The sequence below is a fragment of the Fulvivirga sp. AWR4_260 genome, assembly GCF_056158185.1.
In genome coordinates this window covers 2,435,631-2,458,209 of record NZ_JBSWSU010000015.1, presented here as the reverse complement: position 1 = coordinate 2,458,209, position 22,579 = coordinate 2,435,631, and the positions used below count along the sequence as shown (strand labels likewise).

Genomic DNA, 22,579 nt, shown 5'->3' with positions numbered 1-22,579 from the left:
TAGGCAAAGTATTTCCATTCTCGCTGTGAGCGAGTTAAAAATTCATCCTAAAAGCGTGTATGTTTTACCTAAAATGTATTGGCGTGTGCCGACATTTTAAACCGAAATTGATCCGCTGCAGCATCACTACTATTGACTAATTTAGGAGGTGTTGCTAACTGAAATTGGCCGTCAGAGACGTGAAGCGACAAATCGGTATTGGATGTGCTGGTGAGGTTGATATAGCCATTACCTGCGTAGTTGATGTTCCATTTGTAATCTGCCAAATCGGATTCTTCAAAAGTGGCAGCCATCACCTGGTTGCCATCACGCTTGATAAACATAGCATTGTTAGCCGAAGAGACAATTAACACCGAGTGATCTTCATTACGTTTTATAGTAAAAAGTTGTGATAATTGATTCGCTTCTTCATGCTTTTCATTCATTACTAAAATGCCATTAGTGTAAGTAATGCACTTATCAGAGCTTTTTAACTCAAGTGTAAATGCCTTGTAAGCCTCTTGTGCTGATACTTTGCTAAAAACTAAGCTCAACATTAAGGGTATAAGATACTTTTTCATGATATTTTACTTTAGCAGTGATAAATTATCTGTTCTCTAACTTTTGTAAAACTTCCGCTAAAGCAATTTTTAGCGCTTCTATTTCCTTTTCCTGCGAAATGGTATGTAATGTGAGTTCTTCCACCTTCTCTACTAATAACAGGTTTACTTGGCTTACATCCATGCCATTAGCCAATACCTCTGCTTCCGAAGGCATTCCAGGTAAGTGTTTGTGCTGGCTAATGAATGATTCTACTTCATGAAGTTGCATCAGTTGGTAGCTATCATCAAAAACATAATCTGGAAAAGAGCCTACATTAAGTGTAACAGCATTAGCTAAAATCTCACCAGCTATGGTCATATTGTTATTAAAAGTAACAGGGCCTGTAACCTCCATGCCATTTTTAATTTGCATATTGTTGTTAAAAATAGCAGCTCCTGTAACGTCTAACCCTCCGGCAGTTATGCTTAATTTATCATTAAATGAACTGGTAGATTTAGTCAGTAAAGTCTGATTGATAGTGAGTTTATTATTGACTGTAAGGCTGTTATTGACCTTTAAGTCGTCATCTATCGTTAATAGGCCTGTGTCATTAGAAATGTTTCCAGTTACTATTAATGCATCGTTAATTTTCACTTTATTATTAGTACTGGTAATGGCTCCAGTAAGATTCAAAGCACCTTTTACTTTAAGGTTATCTGAAACAATAAGTGTAGAATTATTGATATTAAATAACTCCCCTCTTATACCCATATTCCCCGTGAAATCCATTTGGAAGAGATCATTTTGCATAGGCCCATTATGGCCATCACCTCCAGAAGAAATACGTAACTTATTATCTGCTTGTCTTTGCCATATGAAATAACCATTGTCGTTATTTTGAAGTCTTATTCCACAATCGCTATTGGAAAAGTCATTGTTAATAACTAATACATCGTGTTTGCTTCCGTATTTCCCACCTCCAATTTTTTCTTGTACACGTTGGGCATGTGCATGCTGGCCAGAAAGAGTTATCGCAGCGGTTAAGCCAATTGTTGCGATAGCGTAATTGAGTTTCTTAGAGTTTAATTTTAATCTTTTCATTGCTTTATATGTTTAAAATCACGAACTGATCACACTTATAATTAATTCTAGGTAGAATTAATTATAGTATAATTCATTAATTTAATTGTTTTATATAAAGCAAAATTAGTTATATATATAACCTAGTAGTTATTAAAATTCCGCCTATGTTATGCAATTTACCGACAGGCTCTGGTCAAAATCCGACCTCATATACTCTTGATATAAGTAGAGCAATATAGAGTGTTTTATATTGCTTGTTTAATGCATGCTATAATAAACTTAGCATTAGTTGGTTAACTGAATCTCTGAGGGGCTGATCCCAAATTCTTTTTTGAAACACTTGGAAAAATATGACGGATTTGAATAACCGAGTTGGAAGGCTACTTCAGATATGTTGTTTTGATTGTTCATCAATAATTCTTTAGCTCTATGCAGCCTTACTGATGATATTAATTGATTTGGAGACTTATTAGTTAAGGTTTTTAATTTTCGTTGCAGTTGACGCTCACTTATTTCTAGTTCTCTACACAAGCTATCAACATTAAAATAATCAGTGTTAAGATGCTTTTCAATTGTTGTTAGCACATTTTCAAGGAAAGAATTATGCTGAGTACTTGGCAGCATTGTGGTAATAGAGCCATTTTCAAAAGAGTAATTAGGGTCACTAACATGATATAGCTCCAGTATATCGCCATCATTTGATATATACTTAGCAGTACTAATTCTAAAATTGAACCCTGCTCCAGAAAGTAAATATTTTACCGTTTGAGTGACTAGTATTTCATTTGGACTAGCTTGCTCTAATATGGAAATGATAGCATGCTTTACGTCATTGTCATCAGCAGCCACCTCACTAATATTTCCTTCTTGAATGTGTATCACGCAATCTAATTGACATTGATGGCGGTTTAAAGCTTTCAATAGTGCTGTGCTACAGTTGACAGCTTTTGTTGGCCCTTCAAAAGCAAGCAAAAAGGTATTGTTATCAAAGCTAGAAATGTGTCCTCTATATTGTGCTACTATCTGACCTATCAATTCTTTATGTTGCGAGTTTTGAGCAACTATTTTAGCCCCTACAATAGTAAAAAGCTGTTCGTCATACACCTTAGAGGGTTGATCCTCTTTAATAAATGCTTTCATCGCATCAAGTACCTCGGTAGTATTACCAGCCCAGAATAAATGATCATCACCTTCAAATTCGATGAATTTAGCTCCTGCGATACGTTCTTTTATAAAGTGGCCCTCTTCAATCTTAACGTCAATGTCCTGAGTGCGTTGCATGAGCAATGTAGGGACTTTTATAGAGCCTAATATGTCTATAATGTCTACTTCGGTGTTCATTTTAGTAAGCACCATAGCGGCACTAGGGCTGGCACCTGAGCGAAAATAACTAGAGAGCCATTCCATAAACTCTTCATCGTTAGCTTTTGATGGTGCTAATGATGCAAGGTTCATTTCACCACTTCCCCAGCTGTTCTCTATCATATCATAAACCACCTGCCGCTCTTCATCAGTTGGAGCCCATGGGTAATCTGCGGCATATCTTCTCTTGGCAAAAACTCCGAAAGTAATTAGTGATATAGTCCTATTAGGATAAGTAGCCGCAAATAAAGCTGATACAGAGCCTCCTTCTGAATGTCCAAAAAGAATGGCCTTTTCCGAGCCTACCGCATCCATTACGGCACGGATATCGTCCATACGTTCTTCTAAAGTAGAGAGCTCTACAACTCTATCGGAGAGGCCTGTACCTCTTTTGTCGAATAAAATAAGTCGAACTGTTTTTGATAACTCTGTAAAGAAACTGACTAATTCTGGGCAGCTCCACATCATGTCAATGTTTGATACCCATCCAGGAATATACACTAAGTCTACGCTGCCAGCACCAAAGGTTTGATAAGCAATATTTATTGGTCCACTTTTAGTGTAATGTGTAACGGGCTTCATAGTTTATGGAGATCAGGGAAAAACTTGCTGTTAAGATAAATAATTTATAAAAATTATCTACTGAGCCAATTAACCAGTAAATCATCCACAAGGAGATAAACCAATTTTATAGAGCTGAATTAGAAGCCTTTAGATGAATGCGTTTTTATTTAATTTTATCTGCTTTTTGCTTGAATAATTTTGAGGTTTATACCTGATAGTCATTTACTATTTGGGCTTTTTAATAACTTGGCCATCTCTAGTCACTTAGTAAAACCAAACTTAGTATGAAAAAAGGTTGAGCAATGGAAGTCTGCCCAACCTTAGGTTATGTTTAGTTAACACAGTATGTTCTTGGTTATTCTTTGATAATACGGCCTGCTTTAAATCTATTCCCACCTTCAATTTCGTAATAATAGATTCCTGTAGTTAGCCTTCTTATATCTATGGAGTTATTTTCAATAGTGGAGTTAAAAACTTCTACCCCCATATTATTGATGATTTTAATATTAAAAATATTACCAGTAGGCAATTCAAACATAATGCTCCCCGATGTTGGATTAGGGTAAAGCTTTATGCTCTCATTAATTATTGGAATATCGGTTATGTTTTTTTCTGGTTGATGATCTTTCAAGGTTGTATAGTAATATTTTACTTCTCCTGTTTTATCATATCTTTCTGTGTTGGAGTTATATATACTTATGTTTTTATCCATTACCATATGATGAAAAGCTTTAACCTCCCTATCATCTAGTTTTGGTAGCAATAGCTTTTCTTTAGTGATGTCCAAATTAAAATGGTAATTATCACTTCTCATTTTTGAATCGGGCCGCCCGTTTACATAATTTATAGTAGTGATGGTAGTTAAATGATCATTATCATCATAATTATAGCCTTTTACTAAATCCATTACCAGTTTGCTGGAATCTTCATTATATATCCAATTTCTTTCAATGAACATTTTATCAAAATAATCATAATTATAGCTGGTGTGATATACTTCCTTATCTCCATCTCTATCATGTCTAAAAACTGAAGTTGTAGATATGTATGGTCCTCTAAAAGAATATATATAAGTCATAAATCGAGTTAACTCATCACCAGTATTTAAACCTGGTAAATACATTACTTTATTGTCAATATGACCGTCTTTGTACTGGTATTTGTTTTTCTCTACAAACATCCATGAAGAGATAATGTCATACGCATAGCGATTAGTTTCCTCGAGTAATCCTGTAGCTGAGAACTGATAAGACTCCCTTTGTGAGGTGATCCAGCCACCTTCTGTATTTGGAATATACCATGTAGTCTCAGATAAAAGGCCATCAGCATCATATTCGTTTGTCTCTTTGCTGGCAGGCTTGTATTCATTTTCTGCTAAATCCCAATTCCATAATTCTGAAGAGACTACCTGGTTGCTATCATTATATTCGTATACTTGCTTTAGTTGTGGTAAATCCCAAGTGTTCTTGTCTATATCTAAACCATATTGCACAAGACTATCTAAGCGATAATAGTTCTTTATATCATTCTCATTACTGGCATGTTTGCGATAATCAATCGACTGCCCAGAAACCATGGCGAATACTCCCTGAAATATTGTGAAAAATAGAATGGTGCGTTTCATTGTCTTCTCTTGCTTCAATTTGTGGCAAAACAACGAATTTTAAAAAGCAAAAAAGTTACCCCCAGATAATAACGGAAGTAACTTCATGTTTAGCCGGTATTTAGCTAGTGCTAATTATTAATTACCTGGCCTTTGTGATCATATTTTATGTCATCAGTCTTAACCCCTTCTTTATATGTTTGCTTAGATAAAAGGAGGCCTGCATTATTGTAGCTGCAAAATGAACCATTGAACTCTTTTCCTGCTTTATAAAAACCTTCTGCTAATACCCCCACATTTTTATCATAGAATGTAGCTTTCCCTGCTTTAAGTCCATGCTCATAAGTTACCTGTTGAAGTAAAGCACCCTCATAATACTTTTTACTCACCCCATGTAGTTCTCCTTTATTATAGTGGTTTTCTGAAACTGGGGTTAAATTAAGGTCAATAGATTTGTATGCATACTCTAAAAACGCTCCGTTTCGTTCTCCTTCTTTATACTGTGCTAAACCATATATTTTACCATCTTTATAAGTATAGAAATCACCATCATAAGGTTTTCCATCTTTGTATATTCCTTTTCCTATGATCTCACCCCAATAGTTATAAAAATACGCTTTACCATTATCAGTTCTATCATATAATATGATCCCGTTTAAACCAAATTCTTTATTTCTGACAAGTTTTCCATTTTCATGATAAGCCATTTTATATATTCTGTCTTCATTAAAGAAGATTTCAGTCCCGTCTTCATCACCATATTTGTCATAAAATTGAGCTAGTTCTTTTCCGTTTTTATCATAATAAGTATGACGCGTGCCTCCAGAGTAATCGGTGTAAGTGACCTGGTCCTTTAGCTTTCCATTCGTATAATATAAAAGTCTCTTAGTCGGTTTACTGTCTTCAGATCTTTCCGTAACCTCTATTAATAAACCTTGTTCATTAAATTTTTCCTCCAAAACCCAATTTCCATTACTGTATGTTACCTTTTCTTTCACCACACCGCTGGGGTGACACCTAAAGCGAACACCATTTTCAATATTGTAATAACCCTTATAGCTAACAGAGCTAATGGTATCACCTTTTGCATTCAAAAATGTTTCTAAATTCAGTGTTTTATCATTGATGAAATGATTCCCATTAGAGAAATACTCTATATCCTTAGTGACTTTACCCTCGTGGTATTGTTCCATCCTATGTATGTAGGCGTGTGTTTCATCTTCTATATCCACTTGAACATCTACAACAAACCCACCTTCATAGGGTCTGCCCTCTTTATAATAACCTTTGCAAAAATGTTTTCCATTTGGCGAATAATAGTTTACCCAATTTTGAATTTGACCATGAGACATCTGGCCTTTCTCTCTTAATCTACCATTATTATAATATTTCCTATAAACTCCATGTTTTTCTCCTTTGTATAATGTGTATTCTGTTTTGGGGTATGGCTCTTTATAAAAGAATTCTCTTTCTAGGCCAACATATGGAAAACCCTCTCTATAGAATAGAGTGTCTATAACGTCTCCTTTAGCGGAATAAAAAACCTTTAACGTTTGCTTATTATTACTGTATAGGTTTTCTTCCTGAAGCTTTCCATTGGAATAATAGATTTTTTTTGATTTCAGCTTACCGTTGTGAAAGTACTCTTTGCTATAAATGCTATATGGATCATGCCTCATCTGAGAAAAAGTACCTTCCCATGGTGATTGGTTGTGAATGGTGCCATTGCTAATTAACATACCATTCTTTCCGTAACTAATTACTCTGTACCATTGCTCTTGGCTGCTTTTATGGGGTATAATGGTAGTAATCTCTTTAGCTCCTTTGTTAGGAGCCTTCATGTGTTTTATAGCTTTTTTTAAATTTCCATTTTCTACATTAATAACTACGTTACTTTCTTCACGCGCTAAGAGAAAAGTTCCATTATTAGGGTTTAATCCCGAGTAAGTACCACTGCCTATTTTTCGACCAGCGTCATCATAGAAAGTGGATTGTACAGCTAATCCATTACTGTATTCTGATTTTTCCTGTATCGCTCCATTTGCATAATATCTTTTTACTGTACCATCATATTTTATCAACGATTTGCTAGTTGAAAGGCCTTCAGTCATCAATCGACCACCCTTATAATACATTTGCGTTAACCAGCCTGATTTATTTTCTATGGGTTTAGTTATATAGTATTCAGCACTGGATTTAGAGTCCGTAATACTGTAGCGATAATCCATGTATAAAGTATCTGATTGCGCAAAAGCAACAGAAATTGTTAGCCTAAAAAGTAATAGTGATAAAATCAATAGTTGTTTCATGTGTGAGATAATCGTTAAATCTGCAAAACAACACTTATTTGTTTTATGAAAAGTTGCCAGGAAGTAACTTACTCATGGTTACACCACTACCTCACGGTAATATTTCTTTTTTTCTCTACTATATTGCTGCGGGGTCATATTGAGGTAGCTTGCGATATGTTTGTCTTGTGTGTGTTGCAATATAGCGTTGGCTCGGTCTACATTTTCCATAAATAATCTTAGCCTCTTGCTGGGTTGGCGATATTGCAAAAGAAACATTCTATTTTCACGGTCCATTAAAATACCCTCATGCAGCTTGAACATGAATAAGCAAAATTCATGATGTTTTTTAGTAAGCGCTTCAAGATCTTTTTTGAGAATATAGAATACCTCTACCTCTGTAAGCGCTTCATGTGTTTCTATGGAAGGAGAACCTTCTATATAGCTTTTCAAACTGTTGAATGGTAAACCAGCGGGGGTAATATTTACAGTCACAGGAGCATCTTCATCAAATACTGATTGTAAAACCACCCCTCTAATTACAAATTGAGATTTATTATCTACTTGCCCTACACTTAAAATAGTTTCTCCTTTGGAGTAAGCTCTCCGGTGAAGAACCTCAATTACATCATTATGAATTTCACTGGATAGAGGCGATACACTATTAAAAAAATCAAATAAAGTACTAACGTCTGAAGGTAGAGTCCCTCTCATAATTATTAAAAATGGTTATTTAGGTTGAAAGTTATATTATGCTTATTTTGCTTCTTTTTTAAGCTGATTCCAATAGGAATACAATTTTTGATTAATAATTGCTCTCTTTTCCTGAAAGCGTTCATTTTTACTTTCATCATAATTGAAATGATTAGCTATAATTTTTCCAATCATATATGAATTTGTTAATTCTCTTTTTGTCTTAATGGTTTTAATTTCAATGGTGCCATTCGAACTTACATGCCCAGCAAGTTTTTGAGGAAGTGTCTTGCCTAAAAAATCATATGAAGTTTCGGATTTCTTCATTTGTACTTTGCCCCAGTGGTTTACGCTACCTAAAAATGACTGCGCAAATGAATATATTTCCCAAGCTGTTATTGGAAAGTCTGAATTTAACGACTCTGTATAACTATACCCATTAGGAAATATGGTGCCTTCTAAGGCTTTAGCGTGTGACCCGAAAAAGCTAACGGGAGTAGTATATACATTAAATTCTATATAATCGGTGGCAAGTAAATCATATATATCATTTACGGTGTTTGAATAATCCTTGTCAGTTTGAATTAAATAATTGTCAATAGAGTTAAATTGCTCTTCTTCTAAAACAGACAACTTTTTACAAATCTTGCTATAAGAAAAGAATTTGGAAAGTCCGCCTTTTGCCTCTAATGATGCCTTTTTTTGTGAAACATCATTAATCTGATACTGTGTTTTGCGAATGTGCTCTTCCATAATTATGACTATTTAATTCATGAATAATTAGACCAAATAAACATTATTAGTGTGATTATTTTTATATAATTTTATTTAATACAAATATAAGTGATTTGATTTTAAATATAAAGTCTATTATATAACTAGTGTCTAGCCAATTAGCATTAGCAATTACCCGCTTAAAGAACATCCTTTAATGACATCATGGCCATTAACTATCTTTATAGCTTAAATTCATATTATGCAAAAATTACTATTGTTTTTATTGTTTAGCACTACCGTTGCTCTGGCTCAACAGCCGTCTTCACTTCAGCTCAATGAGATAATGAAAGGTGAACGTTATGTAGGATATCTTCCTGAAGATATACAATGGAGTAAAGATGGCAAGTATGTTTACTTCTCTTGGAATCCTAAAATGGAAACCATAAGAAGTTTATATAAGGTAGAGATTGCTTCTGGTGAAATTAGCGAAGTTACATTTGATGAGCAGCGCAACATAATACCGGATGGCCTTTACAATCACTCGGGCAATTTGATGGCATATGATAAGCAAGGAGACTTGTATCTATGGGACATTAAAGACAAAAAAGCGAGGCTTGTTACTAATACAATCGAAAAGGAAAGTGTTATTTCTTTTGATAAAAATGATCAGACATTGGTTTATCAAAGATCAAATAATCTATTTAGTTGGAATCTGAAAAATGGGGAAACAGTACAGCTTACTAATTTTATCAATCATGAAAAATTAAAAACTGCCATCAAAGGCAATGAAGACAAATGGCTGGAAAATCAACAAATGGGATTATTTGGCGTGCTAAACGAAAGAAAGCAAAGGTCAGAAGCATATGAGGTTTTAAGGGATTCATTGAAGCAAAAAAGACCCAAAGAAATATACTTGGGAGATAGAGAGATATCAAACATTGCAATAAGTCCTGACTTGAATTATGTGACTTATCGCTTAAAGCATAATGTACATACTCCATCGACCAATGTTACAGACTTTGTCACTGAAAGCGGATATACTTCTCAGCGGCATTCTAGGCCTAAGGTTTCCTCACCCCAAGATACCTATGAAATGGCCATATATGACATTAAAAATGATACGGTTTTCACAGTAGACACCAAACAAATAGAAGGCATATACGATAAACCTGAATACATCAAAGAATATAATAGTGCTGACTCCTCATACTATAAAACACCAAGAAATGTGGTGATTCATGGCCCGGTTTACTCGCCAGATGGTCGGGCTTTGGTAGATATTAGAGCACTGGACAATAAAGACAGATGGTTGATGTTGTTAAGTTTAAACACTGGCAAATTAGAATTGATAGACCGTCAGCATGATGATGCGTGGATTGGTGGCCCAGGTATTAGTTCATGGAATTTTCACCCTGGGAACTATGGGTGGTTAAACAAAGAGACCATTTGGTTTCAGTCAGAAGCAACAGGTTATTCTCATATTTACACCTATTCCATCAACAACCATGAGAAGAAACCTTTAACTGAGGGGCAATTTGAAATTAGAAGTGCCCAGCTATCAAAAGATAAAAAATGGTTTTATATTCAAAGTAACGCCAAATCACCTCATGAAAACCACTTTTATAAACTATCAGTCGGTGGAGGAAAAATGATCCAGATTACTACAAAAAAAGGTGGTAATAGAGCCTATACTTCTCCTGATGAGAAATCTTTGGCTGTACTTCATTCTTATAGTAATCGACCTTGGGAGCTATTCATTATGAAAAATCAGCCAGGGGCAACCATGACTCAAATCACTAATTCGGTAACTGATGACTTTAAGGCTTATAATTGGAAGGCACCTGATGTAATTCGTTTTAAAGCTAGTGATAGTGCTGATGTGTCTGCCAGACTTTATAAGCCAAACAAAAGCAACGGTGCGGCTGTAATCTTTGTGCACGGTGCGGGGTATCTTCAGAATGTGCATTATTGGTGGAGTTTGTATTACAGAGAGTATATGTTCCATAATTTATTATCTGACCAAGGGTACACCGTTTTGGATATTGACTATAGAGGCAGTGATGGCTATGGTCGTGATTGGAGAACTGGAATTTATAGGCATATGGGCGGTAAAGATCTATCAGACCAAATAGATGGCGCACAATACCTTGTAGAAAACCTAGGGATCGACAAAAACCGAATTGGTATTTATGGTGGTTCTTATGGAGGTTTCATTACACTTATGGCCATGTTTACGGCTCCAGAAACTTTTCAGTCTGGTGCTGCCTTACGATCTGTTACAGACTGGGCGCACTATAACTACGACTATACGGCCAATATTCTCAACACTCCTACTGCAGATAGCATTGCTTATGCGCGCAGTTCACCTATCAATTATGCAGAAGGTTTACAGGGAAGATTGCTGATGCTACATGGTATGATAGATCAAAATGTGCAGTTTCAAGATGTTGTTCGTTTGTCACAAAGGTTGATTGAGTTGAGAAAGAAAAACTGGGATTTAGCAGTTTTCCCTCTAGAAAGGCATGGTTTTATTGAAGCCACTAGTTGGGCGGATGAGTATAGACGCATATATGAGATGTTTGAAGACACCATAGGAAAAGAATAAATACAAATACATATTGCAAAATGGTGAGTATTTATATTGTTCATGCTCTATAGCTATAAATACTCTTTTTTTGATCTGAAAGGTATTGACTCCCAATCTAAGCTGAGAAGATTGGGAGTTTTTTTTGCATTCTTATCTATTCAGAAAATAATTATATTCTGTACAAAGCCGACCTTTTGTTGACTTCAGGCAATTAAGTGATTTTATTTGATTTAATCTGGCAAAATACCTGAATACAGTGATTGCTTTATTTCATACATGCCATAAATTTGTTGAAAGAATAAATCAAAAAAGTTATGGATGACAACCTTGATAATGGAGCGTTTTTAGGTTCTCTAAAACGCAATAATGACAAAATACGAGACGATCGAGCAAATGCCATAGTTGAAGATGCTCAGTTGATGTACAGGCGCAAGGTAGAAGACCTATCGTTGCTTTTAAAAAGATTAAAAAGAGACCAGGAAAATATGCTAGATCTAAGCCCGGTTGATGCTAACAGCCTAGTACTAGCTTCTGATTTTGATGCTCAACAATACGTAAATAAAGATCTTGAAATGGCTGTTAAAATCAGAAATTTGGAGATAAAGCTTGATTTGGCTGCGAAACGATATAAATATTTATTTGGACAAGATTTAAACATACTATAATAATGGGAGGAGGAAGATTCAGTTATGAAGCATTTCGAAAGTTGAGTGCTTCAAAAGGATACAGCAATAAAAGTAGAAGTGAAATCTTTACTTCAGTAAAAATAGATCCTGAAATGGATCCAGCGTCTATTTCATTAAGAGAATCAAGGGACTCTGAAGAGCACCCGGAAACACTTTCTATTATAGTGGCATTAGATGTAACCGGTAGCATGGGCGTACTGCCTGAGCTCATAGTTAAAGAAACGCTGCCCGATCTTATAGGCTCATTGATGGAAGCAGGCATAGAACACCCCCAAGTACTATTTCTCGGTATTGGTGATTTCGTTTACGATTCAGCTCCATTGCAAGTTGGTCAATTTGAATCATCAGCAGAATTACTCGATAGGTGGTTGACCAAAGTGTTTATTGAAGGCGGTGGCGGAGGTAACAACTGCGAAAGTTACAATATGGCTCACTTATTTGCAGCCAGACATACTGCCATTGATTGCTTTGAAAAAAGAGGACAAAAAGGGTTTTTATTCACTATAGGTGACGAGCCTGTGGCACAAGAAATACCTGCTGATATCATTAAGAGATATACACCTGCTGAAGAAGCCAGAACTGTAAGCACCAGCGAGATTATTAAAGAAGCCCAAGAAAAGTACAATATTTTTCACCTTCACTTAGAACATAATGAATATTCTAAATCTGACGTGCGAAAGGGAAATTGGAAGGAATTGTTAGGTGAAAACTTTATGGAAATACCAGATTTTAGAACTGTAGCCAAAAGAATAGCAGATGTAGTAATTAGCCACTCTAAACCTAATTATGGTAGCACGGATACTAGCAATAGTATTGACGATATTGAAATAGAAGACATGTTATAATGACTACATGTAGCATAGTAATAGACTTAGGGTTTGGAGATGCTGGAAAAGGTTTAACCACTGATTATTTGGCATCTTTTAACCCTGAATCAAGTTTGGTTGTACGATTTTCAGGAGGACACCAAGTGGGGCATACCGTTTCACTTAATGGATTTACGCACACTTTTAGCAACTTCGGTTCTGGTACCTTAAGAGGTGTGCCTACATTTTATTCATCTTATTGTACGCTCTTCCCTCCTGCCATTCTGCTGGAAGGAAACTTTTTAAAACAATATAGACCCCAGATAATCTTAGATCCGCTGGCTATGGTCACTACCGCTTATGACATAGCCTACAATAGGGCGATAGAGAAAGTTAATCAACATGGCTCATGTGGGCTAGGTTTTGGCGCTACTATCATGCGCAATAGAAATGAAGTATACTTTTTTGCTAAAGACCTCGCATACAGTTGGGTGCTGGAAAACCGATTGTTAAGTATAAAAAATTACTACCTCGATCTTCTTAAAGATAAGTCCTCTGACCTTAAGAGTATATTTTTACAAGAATTAGAGCATTATAATGATGTTGAATTCTCTGAGGCGTGTGAGAAAATAAAGCCTTTTTATACGGTAAAGAAATTTGATCAGATAAGTAATGATTATGATCACATGATTTTTGAAGGTAGTCAGGGTATTTTGCTAGATACTAAACATGGCATATATCCTCATACCACATGGAGTAACACTACCTCGCTAAACGCTTTCGAAATATTAAAGACTTATTGGGAAAGTAGTAATTTGGATGTAAACATTTACTTTGTCAGCAGGTGTTATCAAACTAGGCATGGCAATGGGCCAATGAGTAGTAACACTGCCGTTAAACTCATTGGTAATGAAGCTGAAACCAATGTTACCAACAAATTTCAGGGGGATTTTAGAACTGCTGCACTAGATCCTCAATTGTTATGCTATGCCTTGGACAGTGACTTAGCTGACCATCCTCACATTACAATAAACAAAAATTTAGTAATTACTTGCCTCGATCATCTACCTGATTTTGATATCTCTAACTTATTAAAGCAGTTAAATCATGACTTTGATACAGTACTGATTAGTAAAGGTCCAGCAGCCACCAATATAGCACCCTATGGGTAAACCCCAACTTTGAAGTGCATAAACATTTAAACGAAAAAAGCTCAGAGTAACTTCTGAGCTTTTTTACGCTTAACTACAAATACAATTTACTATTTCAACCAGCCGCTGTAGCAGCCTTTTCCTTTTTGGTAGATTTTATATAAAAATAAGCAAAAGCTCCCCCTCCAATTAAAAGTAGAGATATGCCTAGTATCGGTCTGTAATAAATCCAAGCTATAGCTATAGTTATGAATGATAATGTGAATGAAATAACTCCACAGCATAGTGACAGTCCCATACCTAATAAGTTGCCTAAAAACGGTAGTACATCAGCAATTACAACCAATGGCGCAAATATTTGTCTCAACCCAAAAAACATCATGGCTAGGCCCACTATTCGTAGTATCCATGTCATAACTGTATTTTTAGACTGAGCAGTTTCAAACATATTTTGAGCAGAGATATTACCTTTAGAAATAATTTGAATGCTGGTACCCGTAGAAGTACGGTATGGCTCAAATGTTTCATTATTTTGTTGGGCTATTAAGCTATATGTCTCCCCTGGTTTTATTACTTCAAACCATACTCTCTGGTCTCCTATTTCAGGTGCATTAGAATTACCATAACCGATGTAAACCTTCTTTGCGCTATTTGGGTCGCCTCCGTTGATCACTTTGGCTCCGGCTATTTTGGTTGTATCCACTATGTAATCATTATATGCAGTGTAGGCTCCTAGTCTGCTAACCAAAGATTCTGACAAGCTATACGCTCCAATGGTAGCTGCTGATGCACTTTGTTCATATCCATTAAACCTAAATGCATCCGGATTAATATGCCCTTCCTGAATTTTAAAATCACCAGAGTTATTAAGCTGAGAACTCCACTCCTTTTTGTAATTATATGTAGTTGTGGTTTTTTCGCTACCACCTATTTGTTTTTCTTTTTTAGATTCTTTTTCCTCCACCCATTGGTACATCTCAGTTCTCCTTCTAAGCTTAATGGCATTAACATCTACATTAAAGTCTGGGTCTTTTAGGTTTTGTGGTGTATTTACAACTCCTGACATATGAACCAATTGCCCAGAGTGATCACTAGTTACCGGATCAGAATTAATTGACACTACACTACTGGCCCCCTCTTCTAAACCTTTGGCAGTTTTTACAGCTCTGCCTTCATTCCACCATAAAACCACGAATGATACTAAAAATAAAAGTATACCTATCAATACCGACTTTATTGAGCCCATGATTCTTGATCCCCAGCCCTCTGTCGATACTTCTGTGTATGAATTTTGTTCTTCCATATTAATGAATATTGAAATAAATTAAAAAATAACAGCTTAAACCTATTTGAGTTTACTTAAGCCGCAAATGTTTTTACAATATATTAAATAAATAATATAATACTAATTTTAATTTTATATATTTTATTTTACATTCATAGTGAGTACAGACATGAAAACTTATAAGTCTTAATAGACAACTTACATGCTTTAATATGTAGATTCATTGAAATATTATTAATATCTATTTTATGAAAATATTTCAATGTTAGTTATCGACACGTTTTTCATTTAATCGAAAAAGTATAACTTCGCACCTTCGAACTCTTGACATGACTATTACAGAATCAAAATTAAAGGAGAACTTGACCGTATTCGAGTTTTTACAAGTGCTTGCTATGTCTAATACATCGCAACCAGATAGTAAAAAGAAGATTCAGGTTGATAACATTACTTCTGATTATTACACACTTACTACCAGAGACACTATTCAATATTGTGAAGAGCACGGCTTTGTAGAAGTAAATAATCTTAATACTTTGTCAACAGAATACATTCTTACAGATAAAGGCCTAGCATATTATGCCTTAAGATCAGAAGGGCAAAAGGCAGTTTGAGCAAGTCAAAGGCTTTGGTAAATGTTATTCCATACTCTTCGGGTAAGAGGCTTAATAATGTAGCCATTGGCCTCTTTTAATCGATCACGCATATAATCTATTTCATGATGACTTGCTATAAAAACATATACTGGCAAGTCTTGCTTTGTGAATTTGGATCTAATGATTTCGAGCACCTCTTCGCCCTTCATTTTAGGTAAATTTAGATCTAGAAGCACGCATGAAATAGATACCAATGGATTTTGATGCGGTGGAAAGATATAATCCAATCCTTCTTTGCCTGTATTTGCAATAAGAATCTCTTCATCTGCTTCATCTAAAATCCACCTACTCATTTCTATATCATCAGTATCGTCTTCAATTAATAATATGTAATTAGTAGTGAGCCTCATAACTTGGGGGTGAAGGTTATATATTAATATAACTATTTTAACTGAGAAATGCAGCACCCAATTTCCTTAATTATATTTAATGAAGTTCATGAAAAGCTGAACTGGTTATGGAACATAACTAGGTTTAATGAAGACAAAATATCATGACCATTTATAGTTAATTTAGAAACAGGGGTTTAAGCAGGTAACCACATTATCAGGCCTACGACCTAAGACATTGGCGCCCAAAATATTATGAAATAAAGAGTTTAAATTCTCATGACTAAGTAATAATTACATACGTTAAGAAACCCTATTTTTTTGAGTGTAAAATTGACACTTTTAGGCAAAAATACTTATATTCAACTCTTGAATATATGTTCAACCTATACCCAGCTACCAATGATTAATCTAATATCAAATGCACTCAAACGCTGCTATTTACACTTCTTGATGCTTCATTCAACTAGCAAGCACAGCATTAATCTTTGATTATCAATATATTAATATGTTAATGATTGTGCGGGCCAGTTTCGGACAATTAGATATCCATATTTATAATGGTAATGGGTGAATTGCATACTGGTGAAACCCAAAGCCAGCATACAATCATAGGTGATCAATAAAACGAATGTTAATTAATCACTTTAATAAACCAACTATTTTATGCGAATTTTAACTTTGTTTATGCTCGTCTACCTGATGAGCTGCCCCTTGGTAAAGGCACAGTATAATTATGCTGAAGCCTTGCAAAAATCGATGTTTTTTTATGAAGTTCAACAGTCGGGAGAGCTTAATAGCACCAACCGTGTAACATGGCGCGCTAACTCTGCACTTGACGATGGCTCTGATGTGGGGCTAGATCTGACTGGTGGATGGTATGATGCTGGAGACCATGTGAAATTCGGTTTCCCGATGGCCTTTTCTGCTACTATGCTGGCATGGGGAGGAGTAGATTTTCCAGAAGGCTATGAGGATAACGGCCAGATGGAGCACTTAAAAAATAACCTAAAATGGGTGAATGACTATTTCATCAAATGTCATACCGCCCCTAATGAATTTTATGGTCAAGTAGGTAATGGTGGTGCCGACCATGCTTGGTGGGGTTCTGCAGAAGTGATGCAGATGGCCAGACCTAGTTATAAGATCGATGCAGCCAACCCTGGTTCTGACCTGGCTGCTGAAACAGCTGCTGCTATGGCTGCCTCAAGTATGGTATTTGCTGACAGTGACCCTGCATATGCAGCTACATTGTTATCTCATGCTACTCAGCTTTATGATTTCGCTGATAACTACAGAGGTGTATACTCTGATGCTATAACGGATGCCGGTGGTTATTACCGCTCTTTTAGTGGTTATAATGATGAATTAGTTTGGGGAGCCATTTGGTTGTACAGAGCCACAGGTGATGAAGCTTACCTTACTAAAGCAAAAACATACTATGCCAACTTAAGTAATGAAGGACAAAGTGGTGCCAAATCTTATAAATGGGGTATTGCTTGGGATGATAAAGCTTACGGTTGTTATGCTTTGATGGCTAAGATAACAGGAGAAGCTGAATACAAGACAGATATCGAGAGACACTTGGACTACTGGACTGACGGTTATAATGGTGAAAGAATAAACTATACTCCTGGCGGACTTGCATATTTGGATGTTTGGGGAGCTCTACGCTATAGTATAAACACTAGCTTTTTAGCGTTATACTATTATAACGATGCTACTACATCATCAAAAGGAGATAAGTATTATAACTTTGCCATTGCACAAGCTAATTATGCCCTAGGGGACAACCCAAGAAACAGCAGTTATGTTTGTGGTTTTGGAACCAATCCTCCACTAAATCCACACCACAGAACGGCTCATGGTTGCTGGTCTAACAATCAGAATGGACCACCAGAAGTAACAAGACATACATTATATGGAGCCTTAGTAGGTGGACCAAACAGTGATGATACTTATGAGGACGAACGTTCTAACTATGTAAATAATGAAGTAGCTACAGACTATAACGCAGCTTTTTCAGGTGTAATGTCAAAGCTATCATCAGATATTGGAGGTAGCGCACTTAGTAACTTCCCTGTAGCAGAAACGCCAACAGACGAATTTTTTACAGAAGCCAAATTAAATGCTGAAGGAGGTACACACTCCGAATACGCTGTTTGGGTATACAACCATAGTGCTTGGCCTGCCCGTATTGCAGATAGTTATGCATTCCGTTTATTCATCGATATCTCAGAAGGTATTGCCGCAGGTTATTCTGCATCTGATTATGTAGTCAGCACTAATAATGCCGGAGTAGCATCATTTACAGATTTACAACCTTGGGATGCAAGTAGTAATATCTATTATACAGAAGTAACTCTTAACTCTGATATATTCTTGTGGCCTGGAGGTCAAGGAGAATCACGTAAAGAAGTTCAAATGAGAGTGAGATTGCCTTATGAGGCACCAACAAGCGCTTGGGATCCTACTAACGATTGGTCTTATCAAGATTTAGGTTCTTCATTAATACAGACACCTCACATTCCGCTTTATGTTGATGGAGAATTGGCGTTTGGTTCTGAGCCAACTGCAGGAGAACCCGTTGATGTTACTGGTGTACAGCTATCGCCTCTATCAGGAGAGATTAAAATTAATGAGAACATACAGTTAACTGCGTCAGTAATGCCAGCTAATGCATCTGACAAATCTGTAACTTGGACATCGAGCAACCCTGCCGTGGCTACTGTAAATAGTGCAGGCCTTGTTTCTGGTATCAGTGCAGGTAGCGCAGAAATAACCGTTACAACTAATGATGGTGGTTACACCTCTACTGCGTCCATTATAGTTACGGATGAAGTAGCCGAGCAATTTACCATCACTACATCTGTAACAGGTAGCGGTAGCATTTCGCTCAACCCTGCTGGAGGCACTTACGATGAGGGTACTTTAGTAACCATTACAGCTACTGCAGCAGCAGGATTCTTATTTGATAACTGGACTGGAGATGTTGCAACAAGTACTAACCCTATTGTGGTAACAGTTACAGCAGACATGGAGGTAATTGCTAACTTTATAGAAAGCACCAACACTGGCGATTGTGAAAACCCTACGGAAGTTTCTTTACCATTAGCTCAAGATGGTGTTGGAGAATTTTGCTATGTTACTTCAGATGACATAAGCTTTGTAAATTCATGGAACTTGGATGAGCTGACAATCAATGGAGTGGACTTCACTAATACATGGTCTAACACTATGCCAGCCAAGATCGATGGATATTATTACATTCATTATGTAGGCCCGTTTGGCTGGTCTCACGCTGAAATTAACAGTGCTTCATCTGCTCGCAAGGCCCATGAAGTAAGTACAGCCTTCGATGTATTCCCGAATCCAACCTCAAATGAAATTACCATTAAAGGTGCTTCTGATTTTGACCATTTAACAATTATGTCTTTATCAGGTCAGGTGATGCAGCAGCAATCACTAAGTGGAGCTAATCAAATAACCATTTCTGTTGCTAACCTTAAGCCAGGTATTTATTTACTAAAAGCTCAAGGTAATGACAAACAAATGGTAAGATCACTGAAAGTAAAATAATATCAATTAATTTATTGAGAAGCCGAGATTAAGTTCTCGGCTTTTTTTTATTTTCTAATTGATCATAAACTTCCAATGTATCCACATCCATAAGCATACTATCATTAGCTGCAGTTACAAGTTTAACCTTATCCTTATTGCTCATGATGATTTTCTTAGCGCCTTTATCTCCCGTGAGTTGCGCTAAACTAGGAAAGAATGCTGCCGGAAATATAGCTGGAACTCCAATATTGTTAGCTTCATATTGTGTTGCCGTGATAAAGTCAGTGTTTGACTTAAAGCTATTAATTAATTGATTAACTAGGTCAACAGTTAATAAAGGCTGATCAGCCAAAAGAAACAATACCGCATCTGTCTTATTAACATGCTTCATTGCGTACGCAATAGAACTCCCTATCCCCTCTTTATAATTGCGATTAATAATGGTTTTGCATTGCTGAAAATCAACAGAGGATTTTATCTCTTCTTCATAAGCTCCTAAGACACATAAAATATCATTAGCATCACTTTCTACAGCCAGGTTTATGGTATTACCCAGAAAGGAGTTCTCATTAAATGGAAGCAATTGTTTAATCGTACTTCCCATCCTACTGGAAGATCCTGCTGCTAATATTATAATAGTTATATGGCTCATAGTATTCAGTTATGAACATCAAATTAGCTTATTGAAATCGTTTAAATACCAAATCCGCTTATAACTTTATTAATTAGTTATAAACGGATCCGAGTTATAATTTACTAATTAGTACGCATTTAATCGCTGCGTATTTACCTGTCCAAGGTATCAAAATCCTCATCTGTCAAAGTAATATTACCGGCAGCCAAATTCTCATCTAAGTGCTCTAGCGAGTGTGTACCAGGTATTAATAATATATTCTCTGATTTTCTCATGAGCCATGCTAGAGCTATTTGTGCCGTAGTTGCCCCATGTTTGGCTGCTATTTCTCCTACTTTTTCTTGAAGACCTTCTGGGCCACTGGCTAGAGGGAACCAAGGTATGAAAGCTATGTTGTGTTCAGCAGTATATTTTACTACTTCTTCCCATTTTCGCTCACCCAAATTATACAAATTCTGAACACTAACTATGGGCAATATTCCTTGTGCTTGCTTTATTTCATCCACACCAACTTCAGAGAGACCAACATATTTTATTTTACCCGCTTTTACAGCCTCTTCTACAGGCCTCAAAGTGTCTTCCAAAGCGTATTTGGGATCAATCCTGTGCAACTGCCAAAGCTCTATTTGTTCTTTATTTAAACGTTGTAAACTTTGGTCAATAGCCTTTCTAATGTGCTCAGGGTTGCCATTCATTACCCATTCATTAGGCCCTGTACGCTCAAAGCCTCCTTTGGTAGCTATCAACACGTCTTTGTATTGATCCTCCAATGCTTCCTTTATTAGTATTTCGTTGGTTTCAGGTCCATAAGCGTCAGCCGTGTCAATAAAATTAACTCCACTAGCTACTGCTTTTTGCAATACTTGTTTTGCCAGTTCTCGTCTTGGTGTATCTCCCCAAACTCCCTCGCCTGTTAGTTGCATAGCACCATAACCTAGTCTATTAATTTCTATTTCTCCACCTAATCTAAAGGTCTTTTGTATAGCCATTATTATATGATTTAGTTGTAGTATATTTCTATACAACTAAACGTTTTAATCGATCAATGGATTAAGAATACTCAACATATTTTAACAGGGGCTTAACAACAAGATCCTCCCGGGGTGCATTGGTTCTCTTCTTTTAAGTCAGCCAGATTTACTTTCTTTTTAGGCGTAACGCCACAGCTTTCCTTGGCCAAACAAGTAGTAAACGTAGATGTCAATAAAAATTGACTGCCGTCAAATTCCAATGAAAATTTATTGATAGTATCCCCCTGATATTCCACTTCAATTTCCTCATCGGGTAAACCTAATATTTCCTCCGATAGTGAAAGTATATGCAATAATTTTTCAGGGTGCAAGCGGTGGTCGTAATCATTCTCTTCCCATAATTGCATCCCTATCTTTGTTTCATGCCTTACCGTTCCTCCGCAGTCAATGTAGTTTTTTTCAATCTTGCCAACCTCAGTTACATGAAAGTGACTAGGCACAAGACCACCGTTTGGAAGCACAAAACTAATATTTGTTGATTTTTCTAGAATAGATTTTAATTCAGAGATTCTCATATGATGGAGTTTTAAAGTTAATAGTTTAATAATTATATTATCGTAATATTACGATAAAGGTTTCACTAATTATAAAATTTAAATTGATTAACGCTGTATCAAATCAGAATAAGCAAGCTCTATTGCCTATAAAAGGATATAATTACTGTTTTACTTTAAAAAAGGTAGTTAATAAAATAGAATGGAAGTGAAATATTACTGCTAGCACCTGCAATATACCAGAAGAGACTGTGTTTGTCACAGTCTCTTTCATTGGGTCTAGGTTGAGAGTTTCCTCTCGAAGTCATCAAATCCAAAATAAGAGAAACTTGGGTAGAGCTTCTCCCCTGTTCACGAGTGTTAGTAAACAGTATACACAGTTTGTCAAACGATTAAATATCAATTAGCGATTGAACACTTAATCCAGTAGCTATTTATTGTATTTCATTCATGAGGGAAAGAAATACCGTCTAGTCTTTGTTTGAGAACTTAAATTCAACTGCATTAATACTGCAATCGTTACAATT

At 36.1% G+C, this 22,579-nt stretch carries 18 protein-coding genes; 6 read left to right on the top strand and 12 right to left on the bottom strand.

Translation table 11 applies throughout. From position 1 onward, the window contains the following. Nucleotides 1-68: 68 nt before the first annotated feature. The 7 genes from ACXACQ_RS16655 to ACXACQ_RS16625 form a co-directional block, all read right to left on the bottom strand. A complete protein-coding gene (locus ACXACQ_RS16655; RefSeq protein WP_474977097.1) occupies nt 69-560 on the bottom strand; it encodes an RICIN domain-containing protein in 492 nt (163 codons plus the stop codon). 25 nt (nt 561-585) lie between these two features. Then, on the bottom strand, nt 586-1,623 hold the full coding sequence (locus ACXACQ_RS16650; protein ID WP_474977096.1) for a hypothetical protein: 1,038 nt from the start codon (nt 1,621-1,623) through the stop codon (nt 586-588). A gap of 267 nt (nt 1,624-1,890) precedes the next feature. After that, the gene (locus ACXACQ_RS16645) at nt 1,891-3,549 is read right to left on the bottom strand and encodes an alpha/beta fold hydrolase (RefSeq protein WP_474977095.1); all 1,659 of its coding nucleotides are present in this window, start codon (nt 3,547-3,549) and stop codon (nt 1,891-1,893) included. Between the two features lie 337 nt (nt 3,550-3,886). Then, nucleotides 3,887-5,155 (bottom strand): T9SS type A sorting domain-containing protein, encoded by a 1,269-nt coding sequence (locus ACXACQ_RS16640; protein ID WP_474977094.1) that lies wholly within the window; start codon nt 5,153-5,155, stop codon nt 3,887-3,889. A 110-nt stretch (nt 5,156-5,265) separates the two neighbouring features. Beyond that, on the bottom strand, nt 5,266-7,443 hold the full coding sequence (locus tag ACXACQ_RS16635; RefSeq protein ID WP_474977093.1) for a toxin-antitoxin system YwqK family antitoxin: 2,178 nt from the start codon (nt 7,441-7,443) through the stop codon (nt 5,266-5,268). A gap of 78 nt (nt 7,444-7,521) precedes the next feature. Beyond that, entirely contained in the window at nt 7,522-8,136 is a 615-nt protein-coding gene (locus ACXACQ_RS16630; RefSeq protein WP_474977092.1) for a Crp/Fnr family transcriptional regulator, read from the bottom strand. A 42-nt stretch (nt 8,137-8,178) separates the two neighbouring features. After that, complete coding sequence (locus ACXACQ_RS16625) at nt 8,179-8,868, bottom strand: hypothetical protein (protein ID WP_474977091.1); 690 nt, start codon at nt 8,866-8,868, stop codon at nt 8,179-8,181. Between the two features lie 223 nt (nt 8,869-9,091). Here ACXACQ_RS16625 and ACXACQ_RS16620 point away from each other — a divergent pair, with 223 nt between their 5' ends. From ACXACQ_RS16620 to ACXACQ_RS16605, 4 genes are all read left to right on the top strand, one after another. Beyond that, a complete protein-coding gene (locus ACXACQ_RS16620) occupies nt 9,092-11,437 on the top strand; it encodes a S9 family peptidase (protein WP_474977090.1) in 2,346 nt (781 codons plus the stop codon). Between the two features lie 296 nt (nt 11,438-11,733). Next, nucleotides 11,734-12,084, top strand: coding sequence for a hypothetical protein (locus ACXACQ_RS16615; RefSeq protein WP_474977089.1), 351 nt, complete (start codon nt 11,734-11,736; stop codon nt 12,082-12,084). Between the two features lie 2 nt (nt 12,085-12,086). Then, complete coding sequence (locus tag ACXACQ_RS16610; protein ID WP_474977088.1) at nt 12,087-12,950, top strand: hypothetical protein; 864 nt, start codon at nt 12,087-12,089, stop codon at nt 12,948-12,950. Next, entirely contained in the window at nt 12,950-14,083 is a 1,134-nt protein-coding gene (locus ACXACQ_RS16605) for an adenylosuccinate synthetase (RefSeq protein ID WP_474977087.1), read from the top strand. The genes ACXACQ_RS16610 and ACXACQ_RS16605 overlap by 1 nt, the downstream gene beginning before the upstream one ends. 94 nt (nt 14,084-14,177) lie before the next feature. Here ACXACQ_RS16605 and ACXACQ_RS16600 read toward each other — a convergent pair whose 3' ends face one another. Next, nucleotides 14,178-15,365 carry a TMEM43 family protein gene (locus ACXACQ_RS16600; protein WP_474977086.1) on the bottom strand — a complete coding sequence of 396 codons (1,188 nt, stop codon included), beginning with the start codon at nt 15,363-15,365 and terminating at the stop codon, nt 14,178-14,180. A 311-nt stretch (nt 15,366-15,676) separates the two neighbouring features. Here ACXACQ_RS16600 and ACXACQ_RS16595 point away from each other — a divergent pair, with 311 nt between their 5' ends. Next, complete coding sequence (locus ACXACQ_RS16595) at nt 15,677-15,961, top strand: hypothetical protein (RefSeq protein WP_474977085.1); 285 nt, start codon at nt 15,677-15,679, stop codon at nt 15,959-15,961. 5 nt (nt 15,962-15,966) lie between these two features. Here the strand turns inward: ACXACQ_RS16595 and ACXACQ_RS16590 are convergent, their stop codons facing one another. Beyond that, entirely contained in the window at nt 15,967-16,353 is a 387-nt protein-coding gene (locus tag ACXACQ_RS16590; RefSeq protein WP_474977084.1) for a response regulator, read from the bottom strand. Between the two features lie 645 nt (nt 16,354-16,998). On the opposite strand from ACXACQ_RS16590, the gene ACXACQ_RS16585 reads away from it, so the two are divergent. Then, a complete protein-coding gene (locus tag ACXACQ_RS16585) occupies nt 16,999-19,911 on the top strand; it encodes a glycoside hydrolase family 9 protein (protein WP_474977083.1) in 2,913 nt (970 codons plus the stop codon). A gap of 28 nt (nt 19,912-19,939) precedes the next feature. Here ACXACQ_RS16585 and ACXACQ_RS16580 read toward each other — a convergent pair whose 3' ends face one another. From ACXACQ_RS16580 to ACXACQ_RS16570, 3 genes are all read right to left on the bottom strand, one after another. Further along, complete coding sequence (locus ACXACQ_RS16580; RefSeq protein ID WP_474977082.1) at nt 19,940-20,545, bottom strand: nucleotidyltransferase family protein; 606 nt, start codon at nt 20,543-20,545, stop codon at nt 19,940-19,942. A gap of 134 nt (nt 20,546-20,679) precedes the next feature. After that, nucleotides 20,680-21,516 carry an aldo/keto reductase gene (locus ACXACQ_RS16575; RefSeq protein WP_474977081.1) on the bottom strand — a complete coding sequence of 279 codons (837 nt, stop codon included), beginning with the start codon at nt 21,514-21,516 and terminating at the stop codon, nt 20,680-20,682. 92 nt (nt 21,517-21,608) lie between these two features. Beyond that, complete coding sequence (locus tag ACXACQ_RS16570) at nt 21,609-22,073, bottom strand: DUF6428 family protein (RefSeq protein ID WP_474977080.1); 465 nt, start codon at nt 22,071-22,073, stop codon at nt 21,609-21,611. Nucleotides 22,074-22,579: the final 506 nt, after the last annotated feature.

Excerpts from the sequence above, each read along its gene's own strand:
- ACXACQ_RS16655 (WP_474977097.1), bottom strand. The coding sequence starts at position 560 with ATGAAAAAGTATCTTATACCCTTAATGTTGAGCTTAGTTTTTAGCAAA.
- ACXACQ_RS16650 (WP_474977096.1), bottom strand. The coding sequence starts at position 1,623 with ATGAAAAGATTAAAATTAAACTCTAAGAAACTCAATTACGCTATCGCA.
- ACXACQ_RS16645 (WP_474977095.1), bottom strand. The coding sequence starts at position 3,549 with ATGAAGCCCGTTACACATTACACTAAAAGTGGACCAATAAATATTGCT.
- ACXACQ_RS16640 (WP_474977094.1), bottom strand. The coding sequence starts at position 5,155 with ATGAAACGCACCATTCTATTTTTCACAATATTTCAGGGAGTATTCGCC.
- ACXACQ_RS16635 (WP_474977093.1), bottom strand. The coding sequence starts at position 7,443 with ATGAAACAACTATTGATTTTATCACTATTACTTTTTAGGCTAACAATT.
- ACXACQ_RS16630 (WP_474977092.1), bottom strand. The coding sequence starts at position 8,136 with ATGAGAGGGACTCTACCTTCAGACGTTAGTACTTTATTTGATTTTTTT.
- ACXACQ_RS16625 (WP_474977091.1), bottom strand. The coding sequence starts at position 8,868 with ATGGAAGAGCACATTCGCAAAACACAGTATCAGATTAATGATGTTTCA.
- ACXACQ_RS16620 (WP_474977090.1), top strand. The coding sequence starts at position 9,092 with ATGCAAAAATTACTATTGTTTTTATTGTTTAGCACTACCGTTGCTCTG.
- ACXACQ_RS16615 (WP_474977089.1), top strand. The coding sequence starts at position 11,734 with ATGGATGACAACCTTGATAATGGAGCGTTTTTAGGTTCTCTAAAACGC.
- ACXACQ_RS16610 (WP_474977088.1), top strand. The coding sequence starts at position 12,087 with ATGGGAGGAGGAAGATTCAGTTATGAAGCATTTCGAAAGTTGAGTGCT.
- ACXACQ_RS16605 (WP_474977087.1), top strand. The coding sequence starts at position 12,950 with ATGACTACATGTAGCATAGTAATAGACTTAGGGTTTGGAGATGCTGGA.
- ACXACQ_RS16600 (WP_474977086.1), bottom strand. The coding sequence starts at position 15,365 with ATGGAAGAACAAAATTCATACACAGAAGTATCGACAGAGGGCTGGGGA.
- ACXACQ_RS16595 (WP_474977085.1), top strand. The coding sequence starts at position 15,677 with ATGACTATTACAGAATCAAAATTAAAGGAGAACTTGACCGTATTCGAG.
- ACXACQ_RS16590 (WP_474977084.1), bottom strand. The coding sequence starts at position 16,353 with ATGAGGCTCACTACTAATTACATATTATTAATTGAAGACGATACTGAT.
- ACXACQ_RS16585 (WP_474977083.1), top strand. The coding sequence starts at position 16,999 with ATGCGAATTTTAACTTTGTTTATGCTCGTCTACCTGATGAGCTGCCCC.
- ACXACQ_RS16580 (WP_474977082.1), bottom strand. The coding sequence starts at position 20,545 with ATGAGCCATATAACTATTATAATATTAGCAGCAGGATCTTCCAGTAGG.
- ACXACQ_RS16575 (WP_474977081.1), bottom strand. The coding sequence starts at position 21,516 with ATGGCTATACAAAAGACCTTTAGATTAGGTGGAGAAATAGAAATTAAT.
- ACXACQ_RS16570 (WP_474977080.1), bottom strand. The coding sequence starts at position 22,073 with ATGAGAATCTCTGAATTAAAATCTATTCTAGAAAAATCAACAAATATT.